We start from the raw sequence: 24,779 nt of genomic DNA, 5'->3' as shown, positions 1-24,779 counted from the left end.
TTTCGGCTTGGGCTGACCTTTGGCGGCGACTGCGCTCATTGGTACTCGGGTATTCCGGGCCGGATGTCTGACGCGCTTCGAGATGGGTCAGATGACAAGATTATCGGCGTGATCCCGCGAAGGACGAAACCATGAGGACCCGCAGCGCGAAACAGGCGGCCAAGCGCGTTGGGCGGCCCATCGACCCATATGATTATTCCGAGGGTAACAGGCTCAGCACCAAGCGCAGGGCAGAGCTGACACAGGACCTTACCAACGGGTTCGATGCCAATTACCTCGCTGACCTGCATGCCGAAGACCCGGAAATGTACCGTAGGTTTCTGGCGTCGGCCGCGCGGCAAAAGGGGCCGCTGAACTGCGTCTACTTCATCCGCATGGGCACCACCGACGCCATCAAGGTAGGGAAAGCCTGGAACGGATTGACCCGATGTCTGCAGCTACAGGTCAGCTCGCCGCTGCAGCTAGAGTTCGCGGCATTCGTCAGCTTTATCGATGAGACGACGATGCATTTTGCCGAGCTTTTCGCGCACAACCAATGCCGGCAGCTCGGCATCGGGCGCCTGAAGGGCGAGTGGTTCAACATGAATCGGGCGCAGATTGAGGCCGTCTACGAAAACCTGATGACGGAATACCACGGGAAAATCGTCGGGGCTGTCAGGAAGTGGGATAAGTCATGAGCGACCTCCGTTGGTACGTCCTGAGATCCAACCCCAACTGCGAAGATCGCGCACAAGCCTCGCTGGAAGCAGCGGGGTTTGTCTCGTTCATCCCGAAGTACCGCCGGGAGCGCCGGCATAAGCGCACCAAGGAATGGCTGATTAAGGAATACCCGCTCTTCTCTCGATACCTCTTCCTCGGTCTTGAGCCTGGGCGGGAGCATTGGGGGCAGGTGCGGAAGTGCGATGGCGTCGAGAGCGCCGTGAACATCAACGGCACGCCTCTGCGTGTGTCGGCGCATGAGATTCAGCAGGTGATCGACGCTCAGGCGACTGGCGAGTTCGATGACCTTCGCCGCTCGTCTGTGAAGCGGCCACATGCTGCTGGCGACCTGATCTATATCGAGAGCGGCCCCTTCGCTGGCTTCCACGCGAATGTAACGTCGCTGAAGGGGAAGCGCGCCATTGAAGTCATGATCCAGATCTTCGGGCGTGAGACGGCGGTGTCGCTAGAAGAAAAACAGGTCAGGGCGGCTTGACATTCGCGCGCGAGGGTGCATTATGCGTTACAGGACGATTGCTTGTTCTGAGCGGGGCATTACACGCCACTCGCCGGGGCAACCCAGCCGAGCTATCTCGGCGCAGGCTAGTTTTCTATGAGGGTCGGAGTGCTATGAATGCACCCGGCCTTTCTGCTGAATCCCCCCAAAACAGCACGCATCCCGTTCCATTCCTCGTGGTGGTGAAACGGCCGGGCTTCGTGCTGGAGCGCAAGATACCGCATGCGCCGTGATCCATAGTCGGCAGCGCTCTACAATTTCGGCGGAAGGCTGCATGGGCAGGTCAGGCGGGTTCCACCCCACCTGTCGGGTCCGGTTCAAATCCGGTGCCGCCGCCACTCATCAGGACGCCACAGGGCTCACCCGGTGGATAGCCAAAGGCGCACCGTATGGGCGCCCGTCCTGACCTCCCATCCCCACCAGCGAGCAAGGCCATGGACGATCTCCTCACCCGTATCATCGTCGTGCTCGCATGGTTTGCGATCGGCCTGCCGGTGATGCAGTGGGCTTTCCGCGAGGCCTGTGCTTGGGGCGAGAGACCATGACCAAAGCGGTGTTCGATCGGCTCGCTAAGAGTCTGGTAGAGGCGCTGAAGCTCTCCGGTGAGTTCGCCCCGCTCTTTGCCGAGATGGACGAGATCGCCCGCAAGCAGGCCCCTCCGAAGCCCCGCAAGGGCCTGTACGACGTTCTCGGCCGCAACTGACAAGAGGCAGAGCATGACGAAGCACCAGAAACTCCTGACGGCTCTAGTGCTCATCTTCGCCGCCATGTTTGCGGTCGGCTCTTGGGCGGCCCTGCCGCTTCTAATCGCAGGCGTCGGGTTCACAGCTTGGGCGAGGCTCGCATGATCGACCTCATCATTCTCGCATGCTTGATCTCCGCTCCCGACCAGTGCCGCCACTACACCGCAGGCCAAGGCGAAACCATCCACGCCTGCCAGGCTCAGGCCATGGTCACCGCGGCCCTCTGGTCTAGCCAGCACCCGGCTTATGAGATCCGGCGCATCGTGTGTGCTGGGCATGGGGAAGACGCATGATGGCCCGGTGTGAACTCCGCCTTCGCCTCGTCGTGCCATGGTACGTTCCGATGATCATCTATCCGTTCGCCTCTCTCGCCAGCATCTACGGCCTCATGAGCCATGACAGGGCAGCAGCATGGGCGACCCGGTTCATTCGTTGCGAGGCAGTACGATGAAGCGTGATCCCGTCGCCGATGGCTTCCTGCACCTCTACAGCCCGGAGACATGGGCGACAGGTGGCGCGTTGCCCCACGTCGTCCACGTTATGGGCGAGGTCCCGTCAGAGCAGACGATCCCACTGGCTCAACTCCACCGCATGGTGAGAGCTGGGGTTCAGGCCGCCTTACCTTCAGAGATGCAGCGCATGCGGCAGCGCTGCTAGGCGTGACCACCACCCGCTACTCCCGCTCACCAGAGGCAGAGATGATCGCTAGCGCCACTACCTACGAGAGGCGGGTATCAACCCCTGCCCTACTGGTGCGGGCTGGGCATCGCCAGGCTTCCAGCCGTGCTGTCCTTATCGTGCTCCTGCGGCAATGGGCAGTCGCTAGAGGGATTGCTAGGGCCGACGCATAGCAGAGAGGCAGAAGCACAGTGAGCAAGCTGTCTCAGCTACCCTACGCCATAGGCCGCATGCCTAACCGCATCGGCACACCACCCAAGATCGCAGACAGCTTCTACCTAAGCCCCGAATGGCGCGGCCTCATGGCCAGCATCAAGCGAGCGCGTGGCAGCCAGTGCGAGAAGTGTGGCGCCAAGGGCAGGGTGCTAGGCGACCACATCAGAGAGATCAAGGACGGCGGCGCTAAGCTTGATCAGGCTAACGTCATGCTGCTCTGCCTCCCATGTCATAACGTGAAGACGGCCAAGGCCAAGCGAGCGAGGGTTAGGTCATGATCCGTTGGTGGAAGTCTCTCTTCGCTTGGCATGCTGTCAGGTCGACCCCTGTGTGGCTCTATAGCGAGAATGCTGTCACAGGCCAGCGCATGGCGTCACTTCGCACGCTTGGTCTCTGGTCCCCGATCGATCGCGGGTGGCTGCGTGATGGCGACATCATAGATGGACGGCGCGGCCGGTACGTCATCGGCACTGAGGACGAGATCATCTACGGCTGAACCCCAGGGGGGCGGGTCGAAAGTCTGGACGGCTAAGGCCCTCAGCACCGGCGTCTCTCTCACGCGCAGAATTTTTCCCCTCAAAACGTGCCAACGGGACTTTGCTAATGTCGCTCACACCGAAACAGCGGCGTTTTGTCGATGCCTATCTCCTTGATCCCAATGGCACACAGGCCGCAATCGCTGCCGGCTACAGCCCGAAGTCGGCTGCGGTAGAGGCTAGCCGGCTGCTAAACAACGCTAAGGTAGCTGCGGAGCTTTCCGGGCGCCGAAAAGTGCTGGAGATGAAGACCGGCATCACCCCGGAGCGGGTTCTTTCGGAACTGGCAAAGCTCGGGTTCTCTGACATCCGCCAGATCGTTCAATGGCGCACCAGCGTCTTGTCGATGGAGGAATACGACGAGACCGGCGAGCCAGTGCTGCGGACGACGAACGAGGTCACGATCTCCGACAGCGCCTCTCTCTCTGACGAAGCCGCGGCGGCTGTTCTGGAGGTCTCTCAGACCAAGGACGGCGCGCTCAAGGTGAAGATGCACGACAAGGTCGGGCCTCTTGTGAAGATCGGGCAGCATCTTGGCATGTTCCGGCCGCTCACTGCGGAGGAAGTTGGCAAGAAGGATAAGGCGCAGAAGGACGCTGACACCGCGGGCGCCGGCACCGTCTGGGGCGACGACCTGAATATGCCGAGCGCGCGTCCGAATTGATGGACAAGTGGAGCACGGCTTGCCCCGGATGGCAGGCCAAGATCCTCGCGGGGGAGGGGCTGGTCCCGGATCTTCCCTTGTTCAAGGAGGAAGCGGCCAGGGCGTTGCGGATTTTCGATCGGCTTCGTGTGCCGGACGTCGTCGGGCAGCCTTTGATGAAGGATGCGGGAGCCGATTGGTTTCGCGACATTGTGGCGGCGTTGTTCGGGTCGTTCGACCCCGATGCAAACCGCCGGATGATCCAAGAATTCTTCCTACTGATCCCGAAGAAAAACGGGAAGTCGAGCTATTCCGCCGCTTTGATGCTGGTCGCGATGATCGTCAACCGGCGCCCGAACGCAGAATTCCTCCTCGTCGCACCGACCAAGGAAATCGCCAACATCGCTTTCAAGCAGGCGTGGAACACGGTGAAGGCCGACGACGAACTCGCCAAGCTCTTCCATCCTCAGTATCACCAGCGGACGATCACCCATCGGCGCACAGGCGCCCAGTTGCAGATCAAGGCGGCCGACACCGACACGATTACGGGTTCCAAGTCTGCCGGCATCCTCATTGATGAAACCCATGTGTTCGCCAAGCGATCGAACGCAGCGGATGTTTTTGTAGAAATTCGCGGCTCTCTCGCAGCGCGGCCTGATGGCTTCCTCATTCAGGTCACGACGCAGTCGAAAGACCCGCCAGCCGGCGTCTTCAAGGCCGAATTATCGAGGGCACGGAAGGTCAGAGACGGGAAGATGATCCTTCCCATTCTGCCAATCCTCTACGAGCTTCCAGACGAAGATGCGGATGACAACGGCTGGAAAGACGAGGCCATGTGGCCCCTCGTCAACCCCAACCTGGGCCGGTCCGTTGACGAAACGTTCCTGAAAAACCAGCTCATCGCCGCGGAAGAGGACGGGCCTGAAGCTCTGGCGCTGTTCGCTTCGCAGCATCTAAATGTCGAGATTGGCCTTCGCTTCAAAACTGACGGCTGGGTCGGCGCCACGTACTGGCCGGACGCTGCGGACAAGTCCATCACTCTCGACAGCCTGATTGAGCGCTGCGACGTCGCGGTGGTCGGCGTGGACGGCGGCGGCCTGGACGATCTTCTTGGCTTCTGCGTCATCGGGCGGTGCAAGGCAACGCGGGACTGGCTGGCGTGGTGCCGAGCGTGGGCACAGGACGACGTTCTGGAGCGGCGCAAGGAGATCGTGCCGCGCCTGAGGGATTTCGAGAAGGAAAAGACCCTCACCATCTGCAGCAACCCGACCCAGGACATCGAGGAACTGATTGCCATCATCCGGCGCCTCGATGAGGCAGGCATCCTCGCTGACAAATGGGCGATCGGGCTTGATCAGGTCGGAATCCCGACGATGGTCGACGCGCTCGCCGGGATCGGTGTCGAGGGCGACAGGATTGCTGCGATTGCACAGGGGTTCCGCCTCAACGGGGCGATCCTCGGGGCAGAGCGGAAGCTGAAAGACGGCACTTTCTGGCATGACGGTAGCGATCTGATGTCGTGGTGCATCGGCAATGTGAAGATCGAGCTGCGTGGCTCGGCTGTGATGATGACCAAGCAGGCTGCAGGCAAGGCGAAGATCGACCCTGTCATCGCCTTGCTCAACGCGGTGCAGCTCATGAGCCGAAACCCGACATCGGCGGCTGTTGTCGACGTAATGGCTATGATCGCCTGACGGAGAATACCCATGACAACCGAATTTCGAACGACGGTTTCAGCCGGCGCGGGGACTGAATTTGTCATCTCCGATGGCAGCCGAGACCGCCACGGTACGCGCCTCAATCCTGGCGGCTGGGATCTGGCCAACTTCCTTCGAAATCCAGTCGCTCTCTTTGCGCATGGTCGTGACGCCACCCACGGGACTATCCCGATCGGGACATGGTCTGACGTGCGAATTGCCGGCGGCAAGTTGCTCGGTAAGCTGGTTTTCGCGGCGCAGGGCACAAGCGCACGCATTGACGAGCTTCGCAGCCTCGCAGAGCAGGGCATCCTTCGCGCCGTTTCCGTTGGCTTCACGGTCTTGGAAGAGGGCAAGCGCGGCGGCGAATACGATTACGAGAAAATGGAATTGCACGAGGTTTCGCTGGTTTCGATCCCATCGAACACGAACGCCCTGTCCAAGGCGCGCTCCCTCGGTATTTCCGACGAAACCATCTCACTGGCCTTTGGCGAGCATGCCGAAGCGGGGCGGCGAGATGTGCCTACTGGCGAGAACGCCGCTTCCCTTCACCCTGTTTTGAAAGGTCCCAAGATGGACTCCCTGACCAAGCGCATCGAGCATGCGCAGCACGAACTCAACTCCGCCCGTGACGCCCTGACGGCTCACATCAATGATGAAAACGCCGATGCCGATCAGACGGAGGCTCTGGCTTCCGAAATCGACGTTCGCGAGCAGCGCCTGACCTCGCTGGAGCGTGCTGAGAAGGCGCTGGCGACCAGGGCGGCTCCTCTGCAGCCGGTCGGTCAGAAGACCACCGTCGCCGTCCGTCGCCCGCTCGGCGTCCAGATGCGCGAGCCGAAGCCAGAGGATCTCATCATCCGCGCTGCGGTCGTGAAGATCCTCTCCCACGTCACTGGCCGCGAGCCGGAGCGCATCCTCGAAGAGCGCTATCCCGACCACGAGGCGACCCACGTCGTCACTCGTGCGGCTGTCGACGGCGCCAAGACCACGACCACGGGCTGGGCGGCGGAACTCGTCGATACGGCCATGGGTGCCTTCATGGAAACCCTGCGCCCGATCTCGGTCTATCCGCGGCTTGCATCGCTCGGCACTTCGCTGACGTTCGGGCCGAACAGCGCTTCGATCAAGCTCCCGTCGCGAGCGGCAACGCCTTCGATCAGCGGCTCGTTCGTTGCCGAAGGCGCCCCGATCCCCGTGCGCCGCCTCGGCCTGACGTCGATCACCCTCAGCCCGCACAAGATGGGCGTCATCTCGGTCTTCAGCCGGGAACTGGCGCGCTATTCTAATCCACAGATCGAGGGCCTGCTTCGGCAGGAAATCACTGCGGACACGGCGCTGACGATCGATACCCTCCTGCTCGACGCAGTCGCTGGCTCGGCAACGCGCCCGGCCGGTCTGGTCAACGGCGTGACGGGCATCACCGCGTCTGCAGCGGGCGGCTACGGTGCCATCCTCGCTGACATCGCGGCTCTGGCGGCTCCGTTCGACACGGCCAACAGCGGGCGTCGTCTCGTCCTGCTGATGAACCCGGCCGAAGCCCGCATGGTGGCGATGGCTCCCGGCCCGGACGGCCAGTTCGGCTGGGCGGACCAGTTCCTCGGCGAGTTCGAGCGGATTGTCTCGACGACCGTTCCGGCTGGGCACGTCTACATGATCGACGCCGCGGACTTCGCGACGGCGGCTGGCGACGCGCCTGAGTTCGAAACCAGCGAGCAGGCGGTCCTCCACATGGAAGACACCACGCCCCTGCAGATCAGCGCCGTTGGCACACCGAACACGGTCGCCGCTCCTGCACAGTCGATGTTCCAGACTGCGCAGATCGCTCTGCGCATGATCCTCGACATCACCTGGGCCATGCGTCGCACCGGCATGGTGCAGCACATCGCTGCGGTCGATTGGGCTCCGAACTAAAGACATTCCCGGCGGGGCTTTATCGTCCCGCCGGTTCCACCCCGATCAACAATGAGGATCACGAGAATGGCCGACATCAAGCCAAAAGACGATGAGAAGCCGCCCGTCGCTGCCACTGAAACTGCAGACAAGCCTGCAGCGAAGTCGGGCGACCAGGCTTCGTCCGTCGATCAGCCGTATCCGTCCCAGGCGGATCTCGACGAGATCAAGAACCCGAAGCCAAAGGCGAAGCGCGAGCGCGAGACCCGCCCCGATAGCGCCCGCAACAGCTATAAGACCCGCTGACGATGGCAAACTGGCTCACGCGAATGTTCCGCCCTTCGGCAGTGAAGGCTGCCGAAGGGCAGTATCGCCCTGGGCCTTATCTTGTCTCGAACGGGTGGCTACCAGCGAGCGCTAGCAAAATCTGGAATTGGTGGCAGACCGGCCTTTCCCCAAGCGCATACGGCGAGCCGAGTGCGATGGTAGAGGCTTGCGTCTCCGCCTATTCGCAGACGGCTGCGATGTGCCCCGGCGACCACTGGCGTAAGCTTCCGAACGGAGGCCGAGAGCGAGTTACGAATTCCGCGCTCTCCCGGATCATGAAGCGGCCAAACGACTATCAGTCGATCTCTGACTTCATGCTGAATTTGACTCGCCGGCTTTACACGGAAGGCGAGGCTTTCGGCCTTTGCATCCGCAACGACCGCCGGGAAGTCACCGAAATCCACCTCATGCGCCATGGTAAGCCTCTGCTGGGGGAGGACGGCTCAATCTTCTACTCCCTGAGCGGGAACGAGATCGCGACGTTGCGTTTCAACCTCTCCGCCCCTGTCCCGGCGCGTGATGTCCTGCATGTCCGCCTTCATACGCCGCGGCACCCGCTGAAGGGTGAGAGCCCGATCTTGGCGACGGCTTTGGACTTGGCTGCGTCTGGCGCCGTCCTGAACCAGCAGATCTCGTTCTACCTCAACCAAGCCCGTCCGTCCTTCATGCTGGAGACCGACGAGAAGCTGACAGCGCCGCAGACTATGGAGCTTCGTGAGCTGTGGAATGCGCAGACGCAAGGCGAGAATGCCGGCGGTACGCCTATTCTTACATGGGGCCTGAAGGCCAAGGCGGTGACTGCGTCGGCGCAGGACGGCCAGATTGCCGAGATGTTGAAGATGACAGAGCAGAACGTCGCATTGGCGTTTCGCATTCCTCTCCAGATCCTCGGCATCGGCGGCACGCCATTTGCTTCTACGGAAGCCCTGATGTCCTCGTGGAAGGCGTCGGGCCTGGGCTTCTGCCTCAACCACATCGAGGAAGCTTTCGGGCTCCTGTTCGGGCTGAAGGGTGTTCCAGACGAGTACCTTGAGCTGGACACAAACGCCCTGATGCGGAGCGCTTTCCGAGAGCGCATCGAAGGGCTCGCGCGTGGCGTTATCAGTGGCATTTACAGCCCCGATGAAGCTCGTGCCAGCGAGGATCTTCCTTCTGTGCCAGGCGGCGTCGGCGCCGAGCCGCGCGTCCAGCAGCAGGTTGTCCCTCTCAGCTTTGGCTTCGACATGAAGCCTACACAGCCGGCTCCTGTGTCTCCACAAGTGGAAGAACCCGAGGAAGATGACGCGGATGCAGAACGCTCTTCCCCCGAGGAAATCCTCCAGCGGGTTTATAGCCATGCAGCCCTACACTGACGCCCTAGAGCGCGCGCTCGGCGGGATCGTTGCGAAAGCCCATGGTGAGCTGCTGGTCCTCCAGCGGCAGTCCGAGGCGATCGTGGCGACGTCTGCGGCTCGCGTTGCCGAAGCAGAAAGCCGGCTCGCTGAGATTGAGCGTAAAGCCGAGATGCGCATCGCATCGTTGGTGGACGGCGAGCGTGGCCCAATGGGGGAGCGTGGTCTGCCCGGTCTTGACGGCGAGCGCGGCAGCCCAGGCGAACGCGGCCTGCCCGGTCAAGACGGGCGCGATGGTGTCGATGGCGAGCCCGGAGCCCGAGGCGAAGTCGGCGAACGTGGATTGCCCGGAGAAAACGGGCGAGATGGTGCACCGGGAGCTAACGGGCGCGACGGTATCGACGGGCGCGACGGAGAGCGTGGGCCGCAAGGTCCCGCCGGCAAGCTCCCAATCGTTCGGGAATGGCATGACGCTGTTTTCTACGAGGGCGATGTCGTCACTTTTGACGGGCGGACATTTCAGGCGCTCTGCGACACGGGCAAGGCTCCAACCGACGCGGACTGGATCTGTCTCGCCGATCGCGGGGCGGACGGACGTGACGGGAGCGACGGCAAATCCTTCGTTGTCCGAGGCACATGGCTTGAGATCAATGAGTACCGCGCGCTCGACGTTGTCACGCTAAATGGGGCGTCGTTCGCCGCGAAGACCGACAATCCCGGTCCTTGCCCTGGCGGCGGCTGGCAGCTCATCGCATCTCAGGGGAAGCGCGGCGACCGCGGCGAACGGGGGCCGGTGGGTGAGCGTGGTGAACGCGGCGCTCCGGGGCTTCCTGTCGTAGCTCTGACGCTGGAGGATACCATCCTCACGATCACGAATGCCGATGGCTCGACTGTCACCTGCGATTTGTACGACGCGCTTTTGCAGGTGACAAAATGAGGCACCCCGTTCTCATCACGGCGCCGGAAGAGCTTCCGGTCACGCTGGAGGCCGTGAAGCAGCACCTCCGCATCGAGGCGTCCGTCACCGAGGACGATGCCGAGTTGCAGGAGAAGATAGCCGCGGCAACGCAGGCCCTAGACGGCTATTCCGGCGCGCTCGGCCGTGCTCTGGTCACGCAGACCTGGCAGATGCAGAGCAGCTTCTGCGGTCCGCACATCCGCCTTCCCTTGGCCCCGATCCAGAGCGTCGTCATCACCTACGATGACGCGGGCGACCCTGTAACGGTCGATACCATCGACTACCAGCTTCTGTCTGACGGCATGGGGTGGGTGCTGCGCCCCCTGACCGGGTCATACTGGCCAACGATCACCTCCACCGACAGCGTCGTCACCGTGACCTTCGTCGCCGGCTATGGCGCTCCGGCAGACGTCCCGTCCGACATCCGCCTCGCCATCATGCTCGACGTCGAGATGGCCTATGACCGGCCGGAAGGCGAGCGCTTCAAGGCCCTTCGCCAGCAATACCGCGACATCGTCGATCGCAACCGCAGAATTTCAATCTGACGCAGCACGGAAGGGAAACCCATGCCCCAGGCAAAGTTCACCAAGGATTTCGACTATCGCGTGAAGCCCAACTCGGCTTCGGGTTCGATCGTCGCCTACAAGAAGGGCATGAGCCTCAGCATCCCTCAGGCTCATCTCGACGCGGCGACCGAAGCCGGCGCCATCGAATCCGCGCCAGCCAAGGCGGCAGCGAAGGAGCCGGCGAATGCCGATCTCAGCCGGCCAGCTTCGTGAGCGCTTCGCCTTCGACGGCCCGACCGAAGTCGATGACGGCTATGGTGGCGTCGTTGCGGGCTTTGGAGAGCAGTTCTCCGTCGCGGCGCGTCGCCAGTACCTGAGGGGCGGCGAAGCGGTCCAGGCCGCCCGCTTGCAGGGCAAGCAGCCCGTTATTCTGACGGTTCGCCGATCCAGCCAGACAGAAGCCATCACGACGCAGTGGCGGGCTCGGGACGCTCGCACGGGCGAGGTCTTCAACATTCGGTCGATCGAGCCAAGCGAGGACCGCTCGGGGTTCGATATTCTGGCTGAAGCCGGGGTGGCGATTTGAAGGACGGTCGCGCTCGCCTCAGTTTGGCAAGGTTGAAACAGCAGCTTATGCGGGTCCCGGCTGAATCAAAGGCCGAGATCCGAAAGGCTCTCCAGGCTGCCGCAGCCCAGATCGTCGCAACGCAGAAGAGCTTCGCGCCGGTCGATGACGGGACGCTCCGAAATACCATCCGGTCGGAGACAGGTAGCGATGAGAGCGGGATTTCAGTCCGCATCATGGCAGGCGGCGCGGCTACGACAAAGCCGGTTCGTGAAGGGCAGAGCGCGACATACGATTACGCGCTCGGCGTGGAATTTGGCACCGCTGAGAGCGAGGCTCAGAGCTTTTTCTTCCCCGGCTACCGGGCGAACAAGAAGCGAGCCAAGGCCCGTGTGAGGCGCGGTGTGAAGAACGCAGCAAAGCGGGCGGTCGGCAAATGACAGACCATTCCCTCGCCCTCCAAAGCGCGATCGTTGCCCTCCTCAAGGGCAATGACATTGCTGGAGATCGCATTTACGTCCTGCCGAACGCGGCATCGACCTTTCCCTATGTCAGCATGGGGCCGGCAGACGCGACGGAAGACGATGCCGAGTGCATCGACGGTGTCGAGGCAACGCAGCAGATCGACGTCTGGTCCAGATCGGGCAGCAATGCCGAGGCGATGCTGATCGCGGGGCAGATCCGCCGCTTAATCCATCGTCAGGACATCCCCATTACGGCGGCCACGATCGCAGAGATCGAGGTTCGCAGCGTTCGCCTTTTCCGTGATCCAGACGGCAAGACCACCCATGTCGTCATCGAAGTTCGGGCTATCATCGAGACCGAATAACGGGGTTCGCCCCTCCCTACTGTGAACCCCACGGGCGCCCTCTGAGGCGCCTTTTTCTATGGAGAAATCAGAATGGCCCAGCCAGTCACCCTTCGCTTTGGCAAAATGCAGGTTCTTCTCGGCGACGGCGCTGAACCAGAGGTCTTCGCGGCCCCCTGCGGCTTCACCCAGAAGAGCTTCAGCCGGTCGAAAGAACTCAACGAGGTCGTCGTCCCGGACTGTGATGATCCTGACGCGATGGCTCACACGGCGCGCGACGCTCGTTCTCTGTCGGCAACGATTTCCGGCTCCGGCGTCCTCGCGAAGTCCGCCTATCCGATCTGGAAAGATGCCTACGAGTCTTCCGAGAGCGTCAACTGCAAGGTCGTCTTCGACTGGGGCACGCCGGACACCACGACCATCACCCAGCGCTTTCACCTCTCGTCCTTCGAGATCAGTGCGGACCTCGGCGACCGCGTCCAGATCTCCGTCTCCATGGAAAGCGACGGCGCTTACACCGAAGTCACCGCCTGATGAGCCGTCGCGCCGACATCACGCTGGCCTGCTGGGACGGGGAGCATAATTTCCGTCTCCGCATCGGCGAGCTGATTACGCTCCAAGAGAAGTGCGATGCCGGCCCCTATCACGTCGCTCGACGCCTTGGCGACGGCACTTGGATGGTCGGCGATATCCGCGAAACCCTGCGCCTTGGTCTTATCGGGGCAGGGGTTGCGCAGGAGGATGCGCGTCGGCTGATTGAGCAGCATGTCGACCGCGTCCCCCTAATCGACAACGTCCTGAACGCTCAGTCTGTGATCTTGGCTGCGGTCATGGGGGCGCCGGAAGAGCGCCTGGGGGAATCGCAGGCGGCGACGGACCCAAGCCCCTCCTGAGGGGCAAGATCCGCTTCGCCGCCTTCTATGGCGCCGGCCTCGTGATGGGCATGTCGCCGAACGACATCGACGCTTGCTCTATCTGGCAGTTCCAGAGCGCGGCCGATGGTTATCGCCGGGCGAACATGACCGAAGAAGAGCGTGCGCGCGAGCTTACGCCTGATGACGTCGACGAGCTTTCCGAAATGATTGGATCGTAAGCATGGCGATTGATGCCGAACGGCTGATCATCAACCTGTCGGCCGACTTCAAGCGGTTTGAGCGCGACATGCGTTCGGCCGCTGGCATCTCGGACAGACAGTTCCGCGCTATTGAGCGCCGCGCGCAACAGGCGCAGGACCGCATCAAGGGTTTCGGCGTTGGCATTGGCCGCTCGATCGGTGCTTTCGCCGCGGTGACGCTCGGCGTGCAGGGCGTGCGCGACATCGCCAACTATGCGTCGGCTTATCGTGATCTACAGAACGCCCTGAAGGTCACAGGCTTGGAAGGCGCCGGCCTCAAGGAGGTCTTTGGCCAGCTTTCCCGCATCGCGCTCGATCAGGGCGCGCCGCTTGATGCGCTTGTCACGCTCTATTCCCGCGCTTCGCAGGCGTCAAAGGAACTGAACGCGACGCAAGGCGAGCTTATCCAGTTTTCGGATGGCATCGCTACGGCCCTTCGTGTTGCGGGCACATCGGCGACGCAGGCGCAGGGCGCCCTTCTGCAGCTCAGCCAGGCTCTCGGCGGCGGCATCGTTCGTGCGGAAGAGTTCAATTCGATCAATGAGGGCGCGCGCCCGATCCTGCAGGCGGTTGCCGCGGGACTGAAGGAGGCCGGCGGTTCGGTCTCAAAGCTAAGGGCGCTGGTGCTTGATGGCGCCGTGTCCTCGGAGGCATTCTTCCGGGCATTCCTTGCCGGTTCGGCTGGATTGCGCGAGCAGGCCGGCAAGACGGACGCCACGGTCTCGCAGTCCTTCAGCCGCATCGGCACGGCGCTGACGCTTCTGATCGGCCATCTGGACGACACCTATGGCGCGTCGGATAACGCAGCCGCTGGCCTCGACCGCGTTGCCAAGGTGATTGAAGGCCTGCCAGGCTATATTGACGCCGCTGTCGCCGGGCTGGACAGCCTTGAGCAGTACCTGAACAAGCTGGGCAATAGCGATGTTTTCACGAAGCTAAACGACTTCCTGAAGATCGACCCGCGCGCCGCCGCAGCGGCCGTCGGCATCCCATATCAGCCAAAAAACACAGTTCCATATGGCAGTTCCCTCCTTGGCGCCGCTGGAGTGCCTGCACCGGGCTCTTCTAGCTCGACCCCAGCCGGCAGCACCACCGGCGGCATCGGCAGCGATCTCGTCGCCGCGGCCGACGGCAGCAAGGATTTGGCTGCCAGTGCCGATCAAGCGACAGTCAGCCTTGACGATTTTGCCGTCGCGGCAGACGGCGCCAAAGACAAGAACAGCTTTCCCACTGGCGGAGCCATCAGCAACTACGTCAACGACGTAGTGCAGGCCGAGTACGGAAACGGAAAGGTTTACAAGAACCCTGACTCCACTGCGAGCGGCGCCGGGCAGTTCATTGAGTCCACATGGCTTCGCCTCTTTAAGGAGAACTTTCCAGACCGCGCTAAAGGGATGGCCGACGGTGCCATTCTTGCCCTTCGCAGGGACGCCGAAATCAGCAAGTCGCTAATTCAGGCATACGCGGAAGAGAATGCCAATGTGCTTCGCGGCGCAGGCATCGCCGTTAATGAAGCTGCGCTGCACCTCTCGCACTTCCTCGGCGCAGGGGACGCAAAAAAGGTGCTGTCCGCAGCGCCCGGAACCCCTCTGGCGGGCCTCATAAGTGCTGCGTCCATCAAGGCCAATCCGACCATCCTTGGTGGCGGACGCACCGTGGACGATGCGCGGGCTTATGCAGAGAAGCGCGCTGGCAACACTCGGGTTGCGGCCGGCAACCTTACTCCTGCGGAAGAGGCGGCAAAGGACCGCGTTAAGGACTATCAGGATCTTGTCGCGGGCTCCGTAGAGTTCATCGCAGCGCAGGAGGCTGAGGCCGCGGCGGTCGGCAAAACTGCCTTGCAGGCGGCGAAGCTCCGCTATGAGCAGCAGCTTCTCAATGAGGCGTCGGCGGCCGGCCTGGAGATCACGCCCCAACTCAAGGAGCAGATCTCGCAGCTTGCGACCGGTATGGCGCAGGCCGAAGTCGCGGCCAACAACCTCGCCGATGCCCAGCAGCTTTCTGCGGAGCAGTTGGAGGAATTCAAGGATTTCGGGAAGGACGCGGTCAAGGGTCTGGTCTCGGACCTGATCGCCGGCAAGTCCGCAGGCGAAGCCTTCGCCGGAGTGCTCCAAAAGATCGGCGACAAGTTGATCGACATGGCGATCGACGGGCTGTTCGAGAAGGCGTTTGCCGGCGCCGGAGGTGGCGGCGGCCTTGGCGGCCTCCTCGGCGGTATTGGGAAAATCTTCGGCTTTGCCTCAGGCGGCTATACAGGCGCCGGTGGCAAATACCAGCCTGCCGGCATCGTTCACAAGGGCGAGTACGTCGTCCCTAAGGGCGTGGTCGACAAGGTCGGCGTTCGCAACATCCAGCGTCTCATGGGCGGCTACGCAGAAGGCGGGCTGGTCGGCGGCGTATCGCTTCGTGCGCCGTCTGCGCAATCCATGTCCAAGCAGAGAGCCGCTGGGCCGCAGTCAATGAGCATCGCTGTCGATGTCACCGGGGCCAACGGCGACAGGCAGATCGAGGATCTGGTGCGCCAGGGCGTGGCGGCGGGCATCGGCCAGTACGACAAGACCCTAGACCGCACCATCGGCGGGAAGCTGTCCAAGAGTCAGGCGCGCACCCTATGATAATGTTCCCGATCTGCACATTGACGCCGAATTCGGTCAGCTTCATCCCGACGTTCCGCAATACGTCGGGGTCGGTTTCCCTCAGTGGTGCGTCTCAGACCATCGCATCATCGGCTGGGATCTGGCAGGCAAAGCTGATCGAGGTGTCATTGCGTAACGCGGCTCACGTCATCCTCTGGGAGACGATCGAGATCCGCCTTCAGGGTCGGCTCAACCCGATCCTTATCCCGCTCATGGAAGGAAGCCGTCAGCCATTTCCACTGGCGCAATCCGGGTCCAGTGGGTCGATACCTTTCAGTGACGGCGCATACTTTTCGGATGGGTCTGGCTTCTATGGGTCAGTCATTATCGCGAGCTTGGCATCTGCAATTTCGCGTGGCGCGACGACCGGCGCAATCACTGTCTCCTATGGCCGGCAGTTGAGGCCAAGAGACTATTTCTCAATCGGCGATAGGCTCTATCGGATCGATGATGTCACCGAGATTGCGGGCTCCACATACACCGTCAAGTTCTGGCCGCCGGCTCGCGAGGCTGCGGCTTCTGGCGCTTATGTCGAGTTCGATCAGCCGCGGTGCAAAATGCGCCTCAAGCAGGATGACGGGATGGCCGTCGATAAAAGCTTCAGCAAGTTCGCGTCTCCCACCGTGGAATTTGTCGAGGATCTGTCCTGATGGCCGGGTTCTTCACTGACGAGCAGATCGAAGTGCTCAGCGCGTCGACGGTTCGCGTTGCCACGCTCGCTGAACTTTCCTTCGTGTCCGAGACCATGCGGTTGTTCGCCGGGGCGGGCATCCGTGACTTCGGCGGGCATGAGTGGCGCGGGCTCGGCGGGCTGATCTCGATCGACGGCCTCGGCGACATGCGGACGACACAGGCGAACACGGTCACGATCACGCTTTCGGGCGTTGACGAGGCGACGCTGCCCAAGGCGATCGGCGAGCCGGAAGAGGTCGTGGACCGGCTGATCGTGGTCTACTGGCAGTTCCTCGACGGAGGGATGCAGCCGGTCGGCGCGCTGGTCCCGATCTACTTCGGGCTGATGCAGTCGCCATCTATCGACCGGAGCGAGGCTACCGACGACGAGGGCGCGGTCTGCACGATCTCGCTGCCGTGCGAAGGGCTGTTCGTCGGCCGATCCAAACCGCCCCGCGGCCGGTACACGGATCGGGACCAGCAGGCCCGTCATCCAGGCGATCGCATCTTTGACCGCATGAGCGAAAATCGCGGGAAGGTCGTGCTCTGGCCGGACTTCGACTGATGACGCTCGCCGAGCACATTCGCGGGACGGCAGGCAAGACCTTCAGCCTCGGGGGGTACAACTGCGCTCGCTTCCCCGCCGAATGGGTGCTCCTGCGCACCGGGCGCGACCCGCTGGCGATCTTCGACGGGCTGCCAGGGTGGAAGTCGCAGGATCTCATCGCCCGCCGCCGGATGCTCGCCGCCTTCGCGCGCGGCGCCCGCTCTGCCGGACTGGTCAGGATCAATGAGCCCGTCGCTGGCGACGTCGGTGTCATTGAGTGCGCCGGCAGGCACCGTTGCGCTATCCGCGGCGCGCGGGGCTGGGTGTTCTTCGACGAACATGGGGTCTCGATCGTGGACGACGCCCTGACGATCACCGTTGCCGCCTGGAGCGTTCCCTGATGCCGCAAGCTCTAGGCCTTCTCCTCTTCACGATCGGCGCGCCCATCGGCGTGGTAAATGCTGTCGCGATCGGGTTTGGCGCAACTCTGGTCAATGCCGCCATCGGCATCGGCCTCTCCTATGTCGCCAGCCTTCTCGCCCCGAAGCCAGAGGCACCCAAGCCGAGCGACGGCAAGACGAACATTGCCGAGCCGACCGCGCCTCGCGTCAGGCACTACGGGCAAGTGCGGGCCGGTGGTGTCATTGCAATCATCGAGCCGAGTAACGGCAAGCTGCACAAGATGGTCATCACGGGCACGGACGAGGTCAAGGCCATCGTCGGCATCTACATCGACGATATCGCCGTGACACTCGATGGTTCCGGCCAGGTGAACGAGTGGAAGGAGAGGGGCGCGAATGCCGCCGATCGCCTGATCGTGAAAACACGCCTGGGTCTGCCCACGGAGACGGCATATTCAGAGCTTGTCGCTGCGTTCCCCAGCAAATGGACAACTGATCACCGAGGCGACAATGTCACGTCGGCGCTCATGATAATGAACGCGGGCAAGCCGGAGGATTTTAGCAAGCAGTTTCCGTCCGGGGCTAATACGACGATCAGCCTCATCTACCAGTCGTCGATCGTCTGGGATCCTCGTCTGGGAGCATACGATGACTGAGACCGCCACCCGAAAATTTTCCGAGAACGCGGCACTCATCATCCTTGATTTTATGACGAGCCCATGGGGGTTTCGGCTTGATCGGTCGTGGGTTGAGAACGCCCTGCCGGACTGGATCACCGCGGCAAACATCAGCGACCAAGCTGTCGCGCTGAAGGCCGGCGGCACTGAAGCGCGCTGGCGGCTCGGCATGTCCTACAACATGGCTGAGCGGCCGGTGGACGTGCTGCAGCGCATGCTGGACGCCTGTGACGGCGCCATCTTTGCCACACCTAACCAGGGGCTCGCGCTCAAGGTAGGGCAGTGGGAGGAGCCGACCGTAACGCTGGACGAAGACGCGGTCGTGGCGTTCTCCGGGCTCACCAGAGGCGGCGACGTGCTGACGAGGGCCACGACCGTTCGAGCCCGCTACACGTCGCGTCCGCACAAGTATGTGGAGCAGGACGCCGACCCGTGGGTCGATGATGAGGCGGCTTCGGTTGCCGGCGAGGATGGGCCAGACCTCTCGCTGTTCGCGTGCCCATCGCATTCGCAGGCCCGGCGCCTGCAGAAGATCGCCTATCACCGGCTGAACCCGAACTGGCGCGGCACGCTGGTCTGCAATCTCCGTGGCCTTGCCGCCATGGGGCATCGATTTATCCGCGTCAGCCTCGCCGACTATGGGATTGACGAGACCTTTGAGATCCAAGGACAACCCGCTTTCGTCATGGCCGAAGGAAGCGTCGTCAAGGGCATCCAGATCGAGGTCGCGTCAATGAGCGCGGCTGCCTACGCATGGAACCCGGCGACGGAGGAGGGGACCGCGCCGTTGGTGCCCGAAGAGATCGAGCCGGAAGAGCGCGATATTCCTGTGCCAACTGGGTTCACGGTCTCCCGCGTCAACCGCGTCGTCTCCGGCGTTTCCTTAGCCTTCATCCGCATGACTGCCAACGCCCCAGACTTCGGCGGCGACACGATCGTTTTCGAGATATCGACCAATGGAGGCACGTCGTACAGCCCCGTCACCAAAGAGCGGGATGCGGTGGAGGCCGAATACGGGCCGATGCAAGACGGCGTGACCTATTCCATAAGAGCCGTGATTGTCTCCGCAACAGGCCGTCGCGGCACGCCGACCAGCGCGGTCAACCTGACGAGCATCTTCGGTCCAGAATTGGTCGTGAATGGGGCGTTTAGCACCGACACGGCATGGGACAAGCAAGCAGGGTGGACCATAGGCTCCGGTGTCGCAAGCCACAGTGGGACTGGTAGCAACATTTCTCAGTCAGTCACTGTGGTTCCTGGCCAGACTTATTGTTTGACGTTCACGGTATCGTCGTATTCTTCTGGATCTTTGAGTTCATATATTGCGGGATCTACAGTCGCTAGCGCGCCTACTGTTTCCGCGGCGGGCTCCTATACGGCATATCTTGTCGCCCCAGCCGGAACCACAATTGTCGGGTTTGGCACGAGCGGAACAATGTCGATCGACAATGTCAGTCTGCGGCGCATCTCCGGCTAACCCCCACCCACATCCCGCAAAACCATCCTAGTTGAAGCCGCCGACGCGCGGCGGTGTTCCCGTATGAGGTGAAGCATGGCGAACGAACTCCGCAATCTTGCGCGCAATATCTATGGAGTCGACAACCCTGGCGCCGCGGTCCGGCCGGACAAACGCAGGATCACGGACGAACTGATGGGTTCGGTCGACAGTGCTTTCGTTGCGGTAGACGAGCGGATCGACACGGAAGTTGCCGCGCTTGAATCCAGCATTGAAGGCGCGGCTCTCGGGCTGATCCAGCAGGGAACATGGCCCCAGCTTCAGGCAATCGACGGAGGCACGACCGGGCGACCGGGCCAGGTCACGATCGGCGGCGGCACGCATGTCGAGAGTTCGTCTGGCCTCACCGTGCAGGACAAGGGGGCTTACTACTGGATCGTCGGGTATGGGTGGTACCGGCACGGGGATATCATCGACGCCGTGTCCCTGAAGGCGAGCGCTACTGAGGCGGTTTCCACAGACCAGCGCCTTGCAGTCAATCTCGGCGAAGGCGCAATCGAGGCGGTTGCGACCCGCACCATTCTCAATGTCTCACCAGCGGAAACGACTGGGTTCTCTGGCTGGGGAATTTTCGACCAGCCAACCGCATCGACGTGGGCTGACGGCTTCGCGATCTATTCCGATGATGTCCGAGACGTGGATCATTTCGATGTGCTCGTCGTAGAGCGTCCGGGCGGGGACAACAGCAGCGCGGTCCCCGGTGCTGGCGCGAATGACGTCATTATTGCCGGCCTCGATCCGGTCACTACCGTTCGCAATACGATGGCTACCGGAGCCGCAGCCTCCCGGCTTGAAAAGGAACTGTCGAAGATCGACGTGCACTTTTCCCGACGCATGAACATGACTGCTGGCGTGAAGTACGCATTCATGATCCGCGCCAGGTCGGCCGGCAACGGCTATGTTCAGATCGGACGTGGGGTGTCCAATGTCACCGGGTTGCCCGCATGGGCTGTCGGGTTTGCATACAATTCCGCCGGGGCTCTGCTGGCCCTTGGCGGGGTGATCGCGGCGGCTGGATATGTGTACCGTCGTCAGCCCAAGGCGGTCTTCCCGAAGTCTCGACCACAGTACACTGGGTTGCCGTCTTGGGGCGGCCTTACCTTGGATTTGTCCGACGTTATGCGGCGTGATGCCGGTGGCACCCGGCCGGTCTTTTCCGCTGACGGCCTGCTGAGCTTCGATGCAGCGTCCACCGGGGCGGCCTCCCAGACAGGGTTCCCCCTGGTGCCGTATTCCGTCCAGACCGGGCTGCCGCATTCCAATGTCACGGTAACCAGCGTCGTCCGAGAATCCAACGGCGCAGTTCTAACGCCTAATATTGACTACCGATGGAGTCCGAGTGGCGGCATCTACGGCATGGTTGTGGACGGTCCGACCTTCAATGTCACCGTCAACTATACGTGGAAAAACGAGCGCTATGACCTGGTCGTTGAAATCCCGGAGATATCTGCCGCGGCGGTTATCAAAGGCACACAGCGCGCGCACACGGCGCATGAAGACCCATATCGGCCCGTCGCCATAAATCAGCAGCGCCCCCTCTACATTGTGCGCGTGATCGGCGACGCGATTGCGGACGTCATCCCGGTTTCGGATTGGGTGGGGCTTAGCTCCGTCTACAATGACGAGAATGTGCAATGGTGGCGCGACTATAATCGCCGGATTATGGCGCGATTCCGCGGCAAGCTGATGCGGGGCGAGCCCATCATCATCGCAGTGTATGGTGACAGCACCACCCAGTGGGGCGGCGGTGCCTACGTTGACCCGGACTCATTTGAGCCGAATAGGTCCAATGCATTTGGGGCGACCGATGTCGCCGTCAATTCAGGGGGGCCGTTTTATGATCAGACCAGCGAGGCGGACTTTAACGCGCTGATCGCCGCATCGGCTGGGACCGTCACCATGAACGGTGCAGTGCGACGCAAGCTCGCGCCTCATTGGTATGTCGTTCGCGAGCTGGAACGGTCATGGGGTTACAGCTTTGTGGCCGACGTGAACCCGGTCGGCCGACAGGTAACGTTGCTGAACTTCGGCATCGGCGGGACGACAACCGCCACCACCGCCGGCAACATGGGCGACCCGGCCCGTCTCGCCGTTCTCATTGATCCGGGGGACTATGGGTTCAACAAGCCGGATCTGGTGTTGTTCCACCCCGGCATGAACGGGACGCCGAACAACAACTATATGGTGGAGGTGAAAAACATTCTCGCTGCCCTGAGGGCGCAAGACATCGATGTCTTCGTGGCGGGGCATTATCGCACCAACTACGAGAGCACCGGCGCCACTTCGCGGTTTACGGATGAAGGATGGATGGAAATCCACTCACAGACGCGCGACGCGGCGATCGCCGTGGGGACGGTCGGGTATGCGCCCGTCGACCACTATTTCGGGCCGGGTGGGCATGGGTTCCTCGGGATGCCGGTCAACGCTCTGTGCCGGGCGAACTACTATAACCACCCCGGGCCGCGAGAGGCGCGGCTGATGGGCGAGGTGATTGCACAGTTCTTCACGCCTTAGCTACCACTGACGGTCGCACCATTCTTCTGCGGTTTCTTCTCGGACCCGATAGAACATCTCGCCGCGGTAAATGGCTGACTGCACATAGTTGGGCAGGACGTGCCATTTGCCGCGGTAATCTTTTAGTATGGCCCAGGGCATAGGACCGCAGTCATTCCAATAAAATTCTGGAATAGCTGGGCAGGCCCTCACGCTTTGAACTTTCGACGGGCGGAGCGCGTCGAGCACCGCGACCCAAAGCCAAGACGCACCCCGAAGCTTTCGCAGAACCGCGCGCCACTCGGGCGACACCGCCAACACATGTTTGAGCATGCTCCCTCCAAGCGCTTGAGCGGAGGGCCACTATGCCCAACCCGCGCGTGTAAGCCAAGCCCCATCAGGCTCGCTTCGGCGGGCCTTTTTTACGTCCGCCACAGGAGACCCCCATGACGGCATCGAATTACGATGCAGCCCTGAAGCGCGTTCTGGCGCACGAGGGCGGCTATGCGAACCACCCGGCCGATCCCGGCGGCGCCACGATGAAGGGCGTCACCCAGCGCGTCTATGACGCTTATCGGGATCGCCACGGCATGGAGCGGAAGGCTGTCCGCGGGATCTCTGCGGCTGAAATAGCTGCGATCTACCGGACGCAGTACGCCGACAAGATCGCGTTCGACAAGCTGCCCACCGGCATCGACTATGTCGTGTTCGATGGTGCCGCGAACTCCGGGCCGGCGCAGTCCGTGAAGTGGCTGCAGCGCGCCCTTGGCGTGACCGCAGACGGCATCATCGGCAACGTCACCCTCAGCGCCGCGGCTAAGGCCCCGGCCGCAATGCTCATCGACAACATCTGCGAACAGCGCATGCGGTTTCTCAAGGCGCTGAAGACGTGGAAGACGTTCGGCAAGGGCTGGTCCGCTCGCGTTTCTGAGGTGCGGTCGGGGGCCAAGCGGATGATCGGCGGCACGTCCCCCGTTCCTTCTGTCTCGACCGAGAGTGGCGCGAAGGCCAGCGCATCCGATGTTGCAGCGCCTGCGGCCCCGATCGGCGGGCCAACTGCCGGCGCGGCCTCTGGCGCGGTTGCCGTGGCGCTTGAGACCGCGCGGCAGCAGATCGAACCCTATGCCGGGACCAGCACCGTGAACATGATCCTTGTCGGGCTGACCATCCTGGCCACGGCTATCGCGGTCGGCGGCGTGGTCTACGGGCTCTATGCAAAGGCGAAGGCTGCCAAGGCGAAGGCGGCTGTCGGTAGCGTGACCTGATGTTCGGGCTCTCGACAATCCGCCTAGCGATCTACGCCGCAATGGCTGCAGGCGCCATCGCGGTGCTCGCCTTCCTCTACACCAACATCAAGGACAAGGGCGCACAGGATGCGATCGACACGGTTCGGACTGAGAACGCCAAGGCCGGCAACGCTGGCGAAAACGCTCGCATTGAGCGCCGCACTTGTGTCGGTGGCGGGCTGCGTTGGGACTTCGTCACCGGCAGGTGTCAGCGCAATCCCTGACCTTCGACGCGCGCTCGGGACGGCCCTGCCGGGCACCAGGGGCGCCACACAGCGCGATCAGGACAATCTCGACGATACGATCGCCGGAGGCTGCAAGATCGGCCTGTGGAAGCCCCAGGAATGTGCGCGGCACAACGCAGTCGAGCGATAGCGGACCACCCGGAGCTTGCCGGCTCCTGATGGCCCTGACCTTCACCCTAGAGAGAGGGCGTCGGCTGCTTCCACAATGAGGCACGGCGGTTAATGACATGCACATGAACTCCCACGATTGCGGCGCCTGATGGATTGGGTACTGGACTGGAACCGTATCGCCAATCTCCTGGTGATCCTCATCCCGTTCTTCATCGCCGTAGGGGGGGCGTTCAAATACCTGCTCGATCGCAGCGACCGGAAATCGCAGGCTTTGCAGGAGGCGGCCGAGAAACGGCGCGAGGATGACGAGAAGGACCGCGACGAGCGCCGCGAACGCGAGATGGCCGACATGCGGACGTCGCGCGAGGTCTTTTATGCCGACATCCTGCGCGAGGCCTCGCGAATGCGGGAGCTGTATGAAGCTGAGCTAGACCGGGGGATCTCTCTCCGCACCGCTCTTGCCGAAGCTGCTCAGCGGGAGATGCGCCTTCAGCAGACCATCATCGAGCTAACGCGGAAGGTGGACCATTTGCAGGATGAGGTCGCCCAGCTCCGCAAGGAACTCGCCGCCAAGTCGATGTCGCTCTAGCATGGGGGTGGTGTATCTCTCCGGGCCAATGCGGGGGATCGAAGACTGGAACTACCCGGCCTTCCACGCTGCAGCCGCAAAGCTCCGGGCTGCCGGACATCGCGCTTTCAATCCGGCGGAGTTTCCGCACGACGGCGCCATGGAGGAATTCCCCATCCGCCAAGCCTTCGCATCCTATGCCGTCTTCATCTGCACGGAAGCGGATACGATCGTTCTTCTGCCAGGGTGGGAGAAATCACCGGGAGCCAATGCGGAGCTGTCGCTGGCGAAGATATGCAGGCTGGAAGTGGTGGAGTATGAGGATGTAAATAGCTGGATTTGCTGCGATATCGGTATACCGACATCGCTATGACTGCCGAGCCGCGTCGCCCTTCA

The 24,779-nt window shown here is 62.3% G+C and carries 30 protein-coding genes; all 30 read left to right on the top strand.

Features of this window, described 5'->3' with window-relative positions; genetic code table 11:
• The first annotated feature begins 131 nt into the window (after positions 1–131).
• Complete coding sequence (locus IEX88_RS18620; protein WP_188853555.1) at positions 132–677, top strand: hypothetical protein; 546 nt, start codon at positions 132–134, stop codon at positions 675–677.
• The gene (nusG, locus tag IEX88_RS18615; protein WP_188853554.1) at positions 674–1,195 is read left to right on the top strand and encodes a transcription termination/antitermination protein NusG; all 522 of its coding nucleotides are present in this window, start codon (positions 674–676) and stop codon (positions 1,193–1,195) included. The genes IEX88_RS18620 and nusG overlap by 4 nt, the downstream gene beginning before the upstream one ends.
• Before the next feature lie 562 nt (positions 1,196–1,757).
• Positions 1,758–1,919 (top strand): hypothetical protein, encoded by a 162-nt coding sequence (locus IEX88_RS18610; protein ID WP_188853552.1) that lies wholly within the window; start codon positions 1,758–1,760, stop codon positions 1,917–1,919.
• A gap of 141 nt (positions 1,920–2,060) precedes the next feature.
• Complete coding sequence (locus IEX88_RS18605) at positions 2,061–2,252, top strand: hypothetical protein (protein ID WP_188853550.1); 192 nt, start codon at positions 2,061–2,063, stop codon at positions 2,250–2,252.
• Between the two features lie 615 nt (positions 2,253–2,867).
• Positions 2,868–3,131 carry an HNH endonuclease signature motif containing protein gene (locus IEX88_RS27315; RefSeq protein ID WP_188853631.1) on the top strand — a complete coding sequence of 88 codons (264 nt, stop codon included), beginning with the start codon at positions 2,868–2,870 and terminating at the stop codon, positions 3,129–3,131.
• 325 nt (positions 3,132–3,456) lie between these two features.
• On the top strand, positions 3,457–4,053 hold the full coding sequence (locus tag IEX88_RS18595; protein ID WP_188853548.1) for a terminase small subunit: 597 nt from the start codon (positions 3,457–3,459) through the stop codon (positions 4,051–4,053).
• A complete protein-coding gene (locus IEX88_RS18590; RefSeq protein ID WP_188853546.1) occupies positions 4,053–5,726 on the top strand; it encodes a terminase large subunit in 1,674 nt (557 codons plus the stop codon). The genes IEX88_RS18595 and IEX88_RS18590 overlap by 1 nt, the downstream gene beginning before the upstream one ends.
• A 12-nt stretch (positions 5,727–5,738) precedes the next feature.
• A complete protein-coding gene (locus IEX88_RS18585; RefSeq protein ID WP_188853544.1) occupies positions 5,739–7,643 on the top strand; it encodes a phage major capsid protein in 1,905 nt (634 codons plus the stop codon).
• Positions 7,644–7,709: 66 nt separating this feature from the next.
• Complete coding sequence (locus IEX88_RS18580) at positions 7,710–7,928, top strand: hypothetical protein (RefSeq protein WP_188853542.1); 219 nt, start codon at positions 7,710–7,712, stop codon at positions 7,926–7,928.
• A 2-nt stretch (positions 7,929–7,930) separates the two neighbouring features.
• On the top strand, positions 7,931–9,301 hold the full coding sequence (locus tag IEX88_RS18575; protein ID WP_188853540.1) for a phage portal protein: 1,371 nt from the start codon (positions 7,931–7,933) through the stop codon (positions 9,299–9,301).
• Complete coding sequence (locus IEX88_RS18570; protein WP_188853538.1) at positions 9,285–10,217, top strand: collagen-like protein; 933 nt, start codon at positions 9,285–9,287, stop codon at positions 10,215–10,217. The genes IEX88_RS18575 and IEX88_RS18570 overlap by 17 nt, the downstream gene beginning before the upstream one ends.
• A complete protein-coding gene (locus tag IEX88_RS18565; protein ID WP_188853536.1) occupies positions 10,214–10,783 on the top strand; it encodes a head-tail connector protein in 570 nt (189 codons plus the stop codon). Before IEX88_RS18570 ends, IEX88_RS18565 begins: the two co-directional genes overlap by 4 nt.
• Before the next feature lie 21 nt (positions 10,784–10,804).
• The gene (locus tag IEX88_RS18560; RefSeq protein ID WP_188853535.1) at positions 10,805–11,017 is read left to right on the top strand and encodes a hypothetical protein; all 213 of its coding nucleotides are present in this window, start codon (positions 10,805–10,807) and stop codon (positions 11,015–11,017) included.
• Positions 10,989–11,330, top strand: a complete 342-nt coding sequence (locus IEX88_RS18555) for a head-tail adaptor protein (RefSeq protein WP_188853533.1) — start codon at positions 10,989–10,991, stop codon at positions 11,328–11,330. The genes IEX88_RS18560 and IEX88_RS18555 overlap by 29 nt, the downstream gene beginning before the upstream one ends.
• A 32-nt stretch (positions 11,331–11,362) precedes the next feature.
• Positions 11,363–11,749, top strand: coding sequence for an HK97-gp10 family putative phage morphogenesis protein (locus tag IEX88_RS18550; RefSeq protein ID WP_188853531.1), 387 nt, complete (start codon positions 11,363–11,365; stop codon positions 11,747–11,749).
• A complete protein-coding gene (locus tag IEX88_RS18545) occupies positions 11,746–12,138 on the top strand; it encodes a DUF3168 domain-containing protein (protein WP_188853529.1) in 393 nt (130 codons plus the stop codon). The genes IEX88_RS18550 and IEX88_RS18545 overlap by 4 nt, the downstream gene beginning before the upstream one ends.
• 72 nt (positions 12,139–12,210) lie before the next feature.
• The gene (locus IEX88_RS18540) at positions 12,211–12,651 is read left to right on the top strand and encodes a phage tail tube protein (RefSeq protein WP_188853527.1); all 441 of its coding nucleotides are present in this window, start codon (positions 12,211–12,213) and stop codon (positions 12,649–12,651) included.
• A complete protein-coding gene (locus tag IEX88_RS18535; RefSeq protein WP_188853525.1) occupies positions 12,651–13,010 on the top strand; it encodes a gene transfer agent family protein in 360 nt (119 codons plus the stop codon). The genes IEX88_RS18540 and IEX88_RS18535 overlap by 1 nt, the downstream gene beginning before the upstream one ends.
• 50 nt (positions 13,011–13,060) lie before the next feature.
• Positions 13,061–13,210, top strand: coding sequence for a hypothetical protein (locus tag IEX88_RS18530; RefSeq protein ID WP_188853523.1), 150 nt, complete (start codon positions 13,061–13,063; stop codon positions 13,208–13,210).
• 2 nt (positions 13,211–13,212) lie between these two features.
• The gene (locus IEX88_RS18525; RefSeq protein ID WP_188853521.1) at positions 13,213–15,846 is read left to right on the top strand and encodes a tape measure protein; all 2,634 of its coding nucleotides are present in this window, start codon (positions 13,213–13,215) and stop codon (positions 15,844–15,846) included.
• Positions 15,843–16,517 carry a hypothetical protein gene (locus IEX88_RS18520; RefSeq protein ID WP_188853519.1) on the top strand — a complete coding sequence of 225 codons (675 nt, stop codon included), beginning with the start codon at positions 15,843–15,845 and terminating at the stop codon, positions 16,515–16,517. The genes IEX88_RS18525 and IEX88_RS18520 overlap by 4 nt, the downstream gene beginning before the upstream one ends.
• Positions 16,517–17,104, top strand: a complete 588-nt coding sequence (locus tag IEX88_RS18515) for a hypothetical protein (RefSeq protein ID WP_188853517.1) — start codon at positions 16,517–16,519, stop codon at positions 17,102–17,104. Before IEX88_RS18520 ends, IEX88_RS18515 begins: the two co-directional genes overlap by 1 nt.
• Entirely contained in the window at positions 17,104–17,487 is a 384-nt protein-coding gene (locus IEX88_RS18510; protein WP_188853515.1) for a DUF6950 family protein, read from the top strand. Before IEX88_RS18515 ends, IEX88_RS18510 begins: the two co-directional genes overlap by 1 nt.
• Entirely contained in the window at positions 17,487–18,143 is a 657-nt protein-coding gene (locus IEX88_RS18505; RefSeq protein WP_188853513.1) for a hypothetical protein, read from the top strand. Before IEX88_RS18510 ends, IEX88_RS18505 begins: the two co-directional genes overlap by 1 nt.
• The gene (locus tag IEX88_RS18500; protein ID WP_188853510.1) at positions 18,136–19,641 is read left to right on the top strand and encodes a hypothetical protein; all 1,506 of its coding nucleotides are present in this window, start codon (positions 18,136–18,138) and stop codon (positions 19,639–19,641) included. The genes IEX88_RS18505 and IEX88_RS18500 overlap by 8 nt, the downstream gene beginning before the upstream one ends.
• 75 nt (positions 19,642–19,716) lie before the next feature.
• Positions 19,717–22,194 carry a hypothetical protein gene (locus IEX88_RS18495; protein WP_188853508.1) on the top strand — a complete coding sequence of 826 codons (2,478 nt, stop codon included), beginning with the start codon at positions 19,717–19,719 and terminating at the stop codon, positions 22,192–22,194.
• 425 nt (positions 22,195–22,619) lie between these two features.
• The gene (locus IEX88_RS18490; RefSeq protein WP_188853506.1) at positions 22,620–23,438 is read left to right on the top strand and encodes a glycoside hydrolase family 108 protein; all 819 of its coding nucleotides are present in this window, start codon (positions 22,620–22,622) and stop codon (positions 23,436–23,438) included.
• The gene (locus IEX88_RS18485) at positions 23,438–23,683 is read left to right on the top strand and encodes a hypothetical protein (protein WP_188853504.1); all 246 of its coding nucleotides are present in this window, start codon (positions 23,438–23,440) and stop codon (positions 23,681–23,683) included. The genes IEX88_RS18490 and IEX88_RS18485 overlap by 1 nt, the downstream gene beginning before the upstream one ends.
• A 280-nt stretch (positions 23,684–23,963) precedes the next feature.
• Entirely contained in the window at positions 23,964–24,404 is a 441-nt protein-coding gene (locus IEX88_RS18480) for a hypothetical protein (RefSeq protein WP_188853501.1), read from the top strand.
• 1 nt (position 24,405) lies between these two features.
• A complete protein-coding gene (locus IEX88_RS18475) occupies positions 24,406–24,756 on the top strand; it encodes a DUF4406 domain-containing protein (protein ID WP_188853499.1) in 351 nt (116 codons plus the stop codon).
• Positions 24,757–24,779 lie beyond the last annotated feature (23 nt).

Origin of the sequence: Aureimonas glaciei, from assembly GCF_014643375.1 — a bacterium.
Lineage (GTDB): Bacteria > Pseudomonadota > Alphaproteobacteria > Rhizobiales > Rhizobiaceae > Plantimonas > Plantimonas glaciei.
Note: the sequence above shows the minus strand (reverse complement) of the source record. Positions and strands in the feature narration are given on the sequence as shown.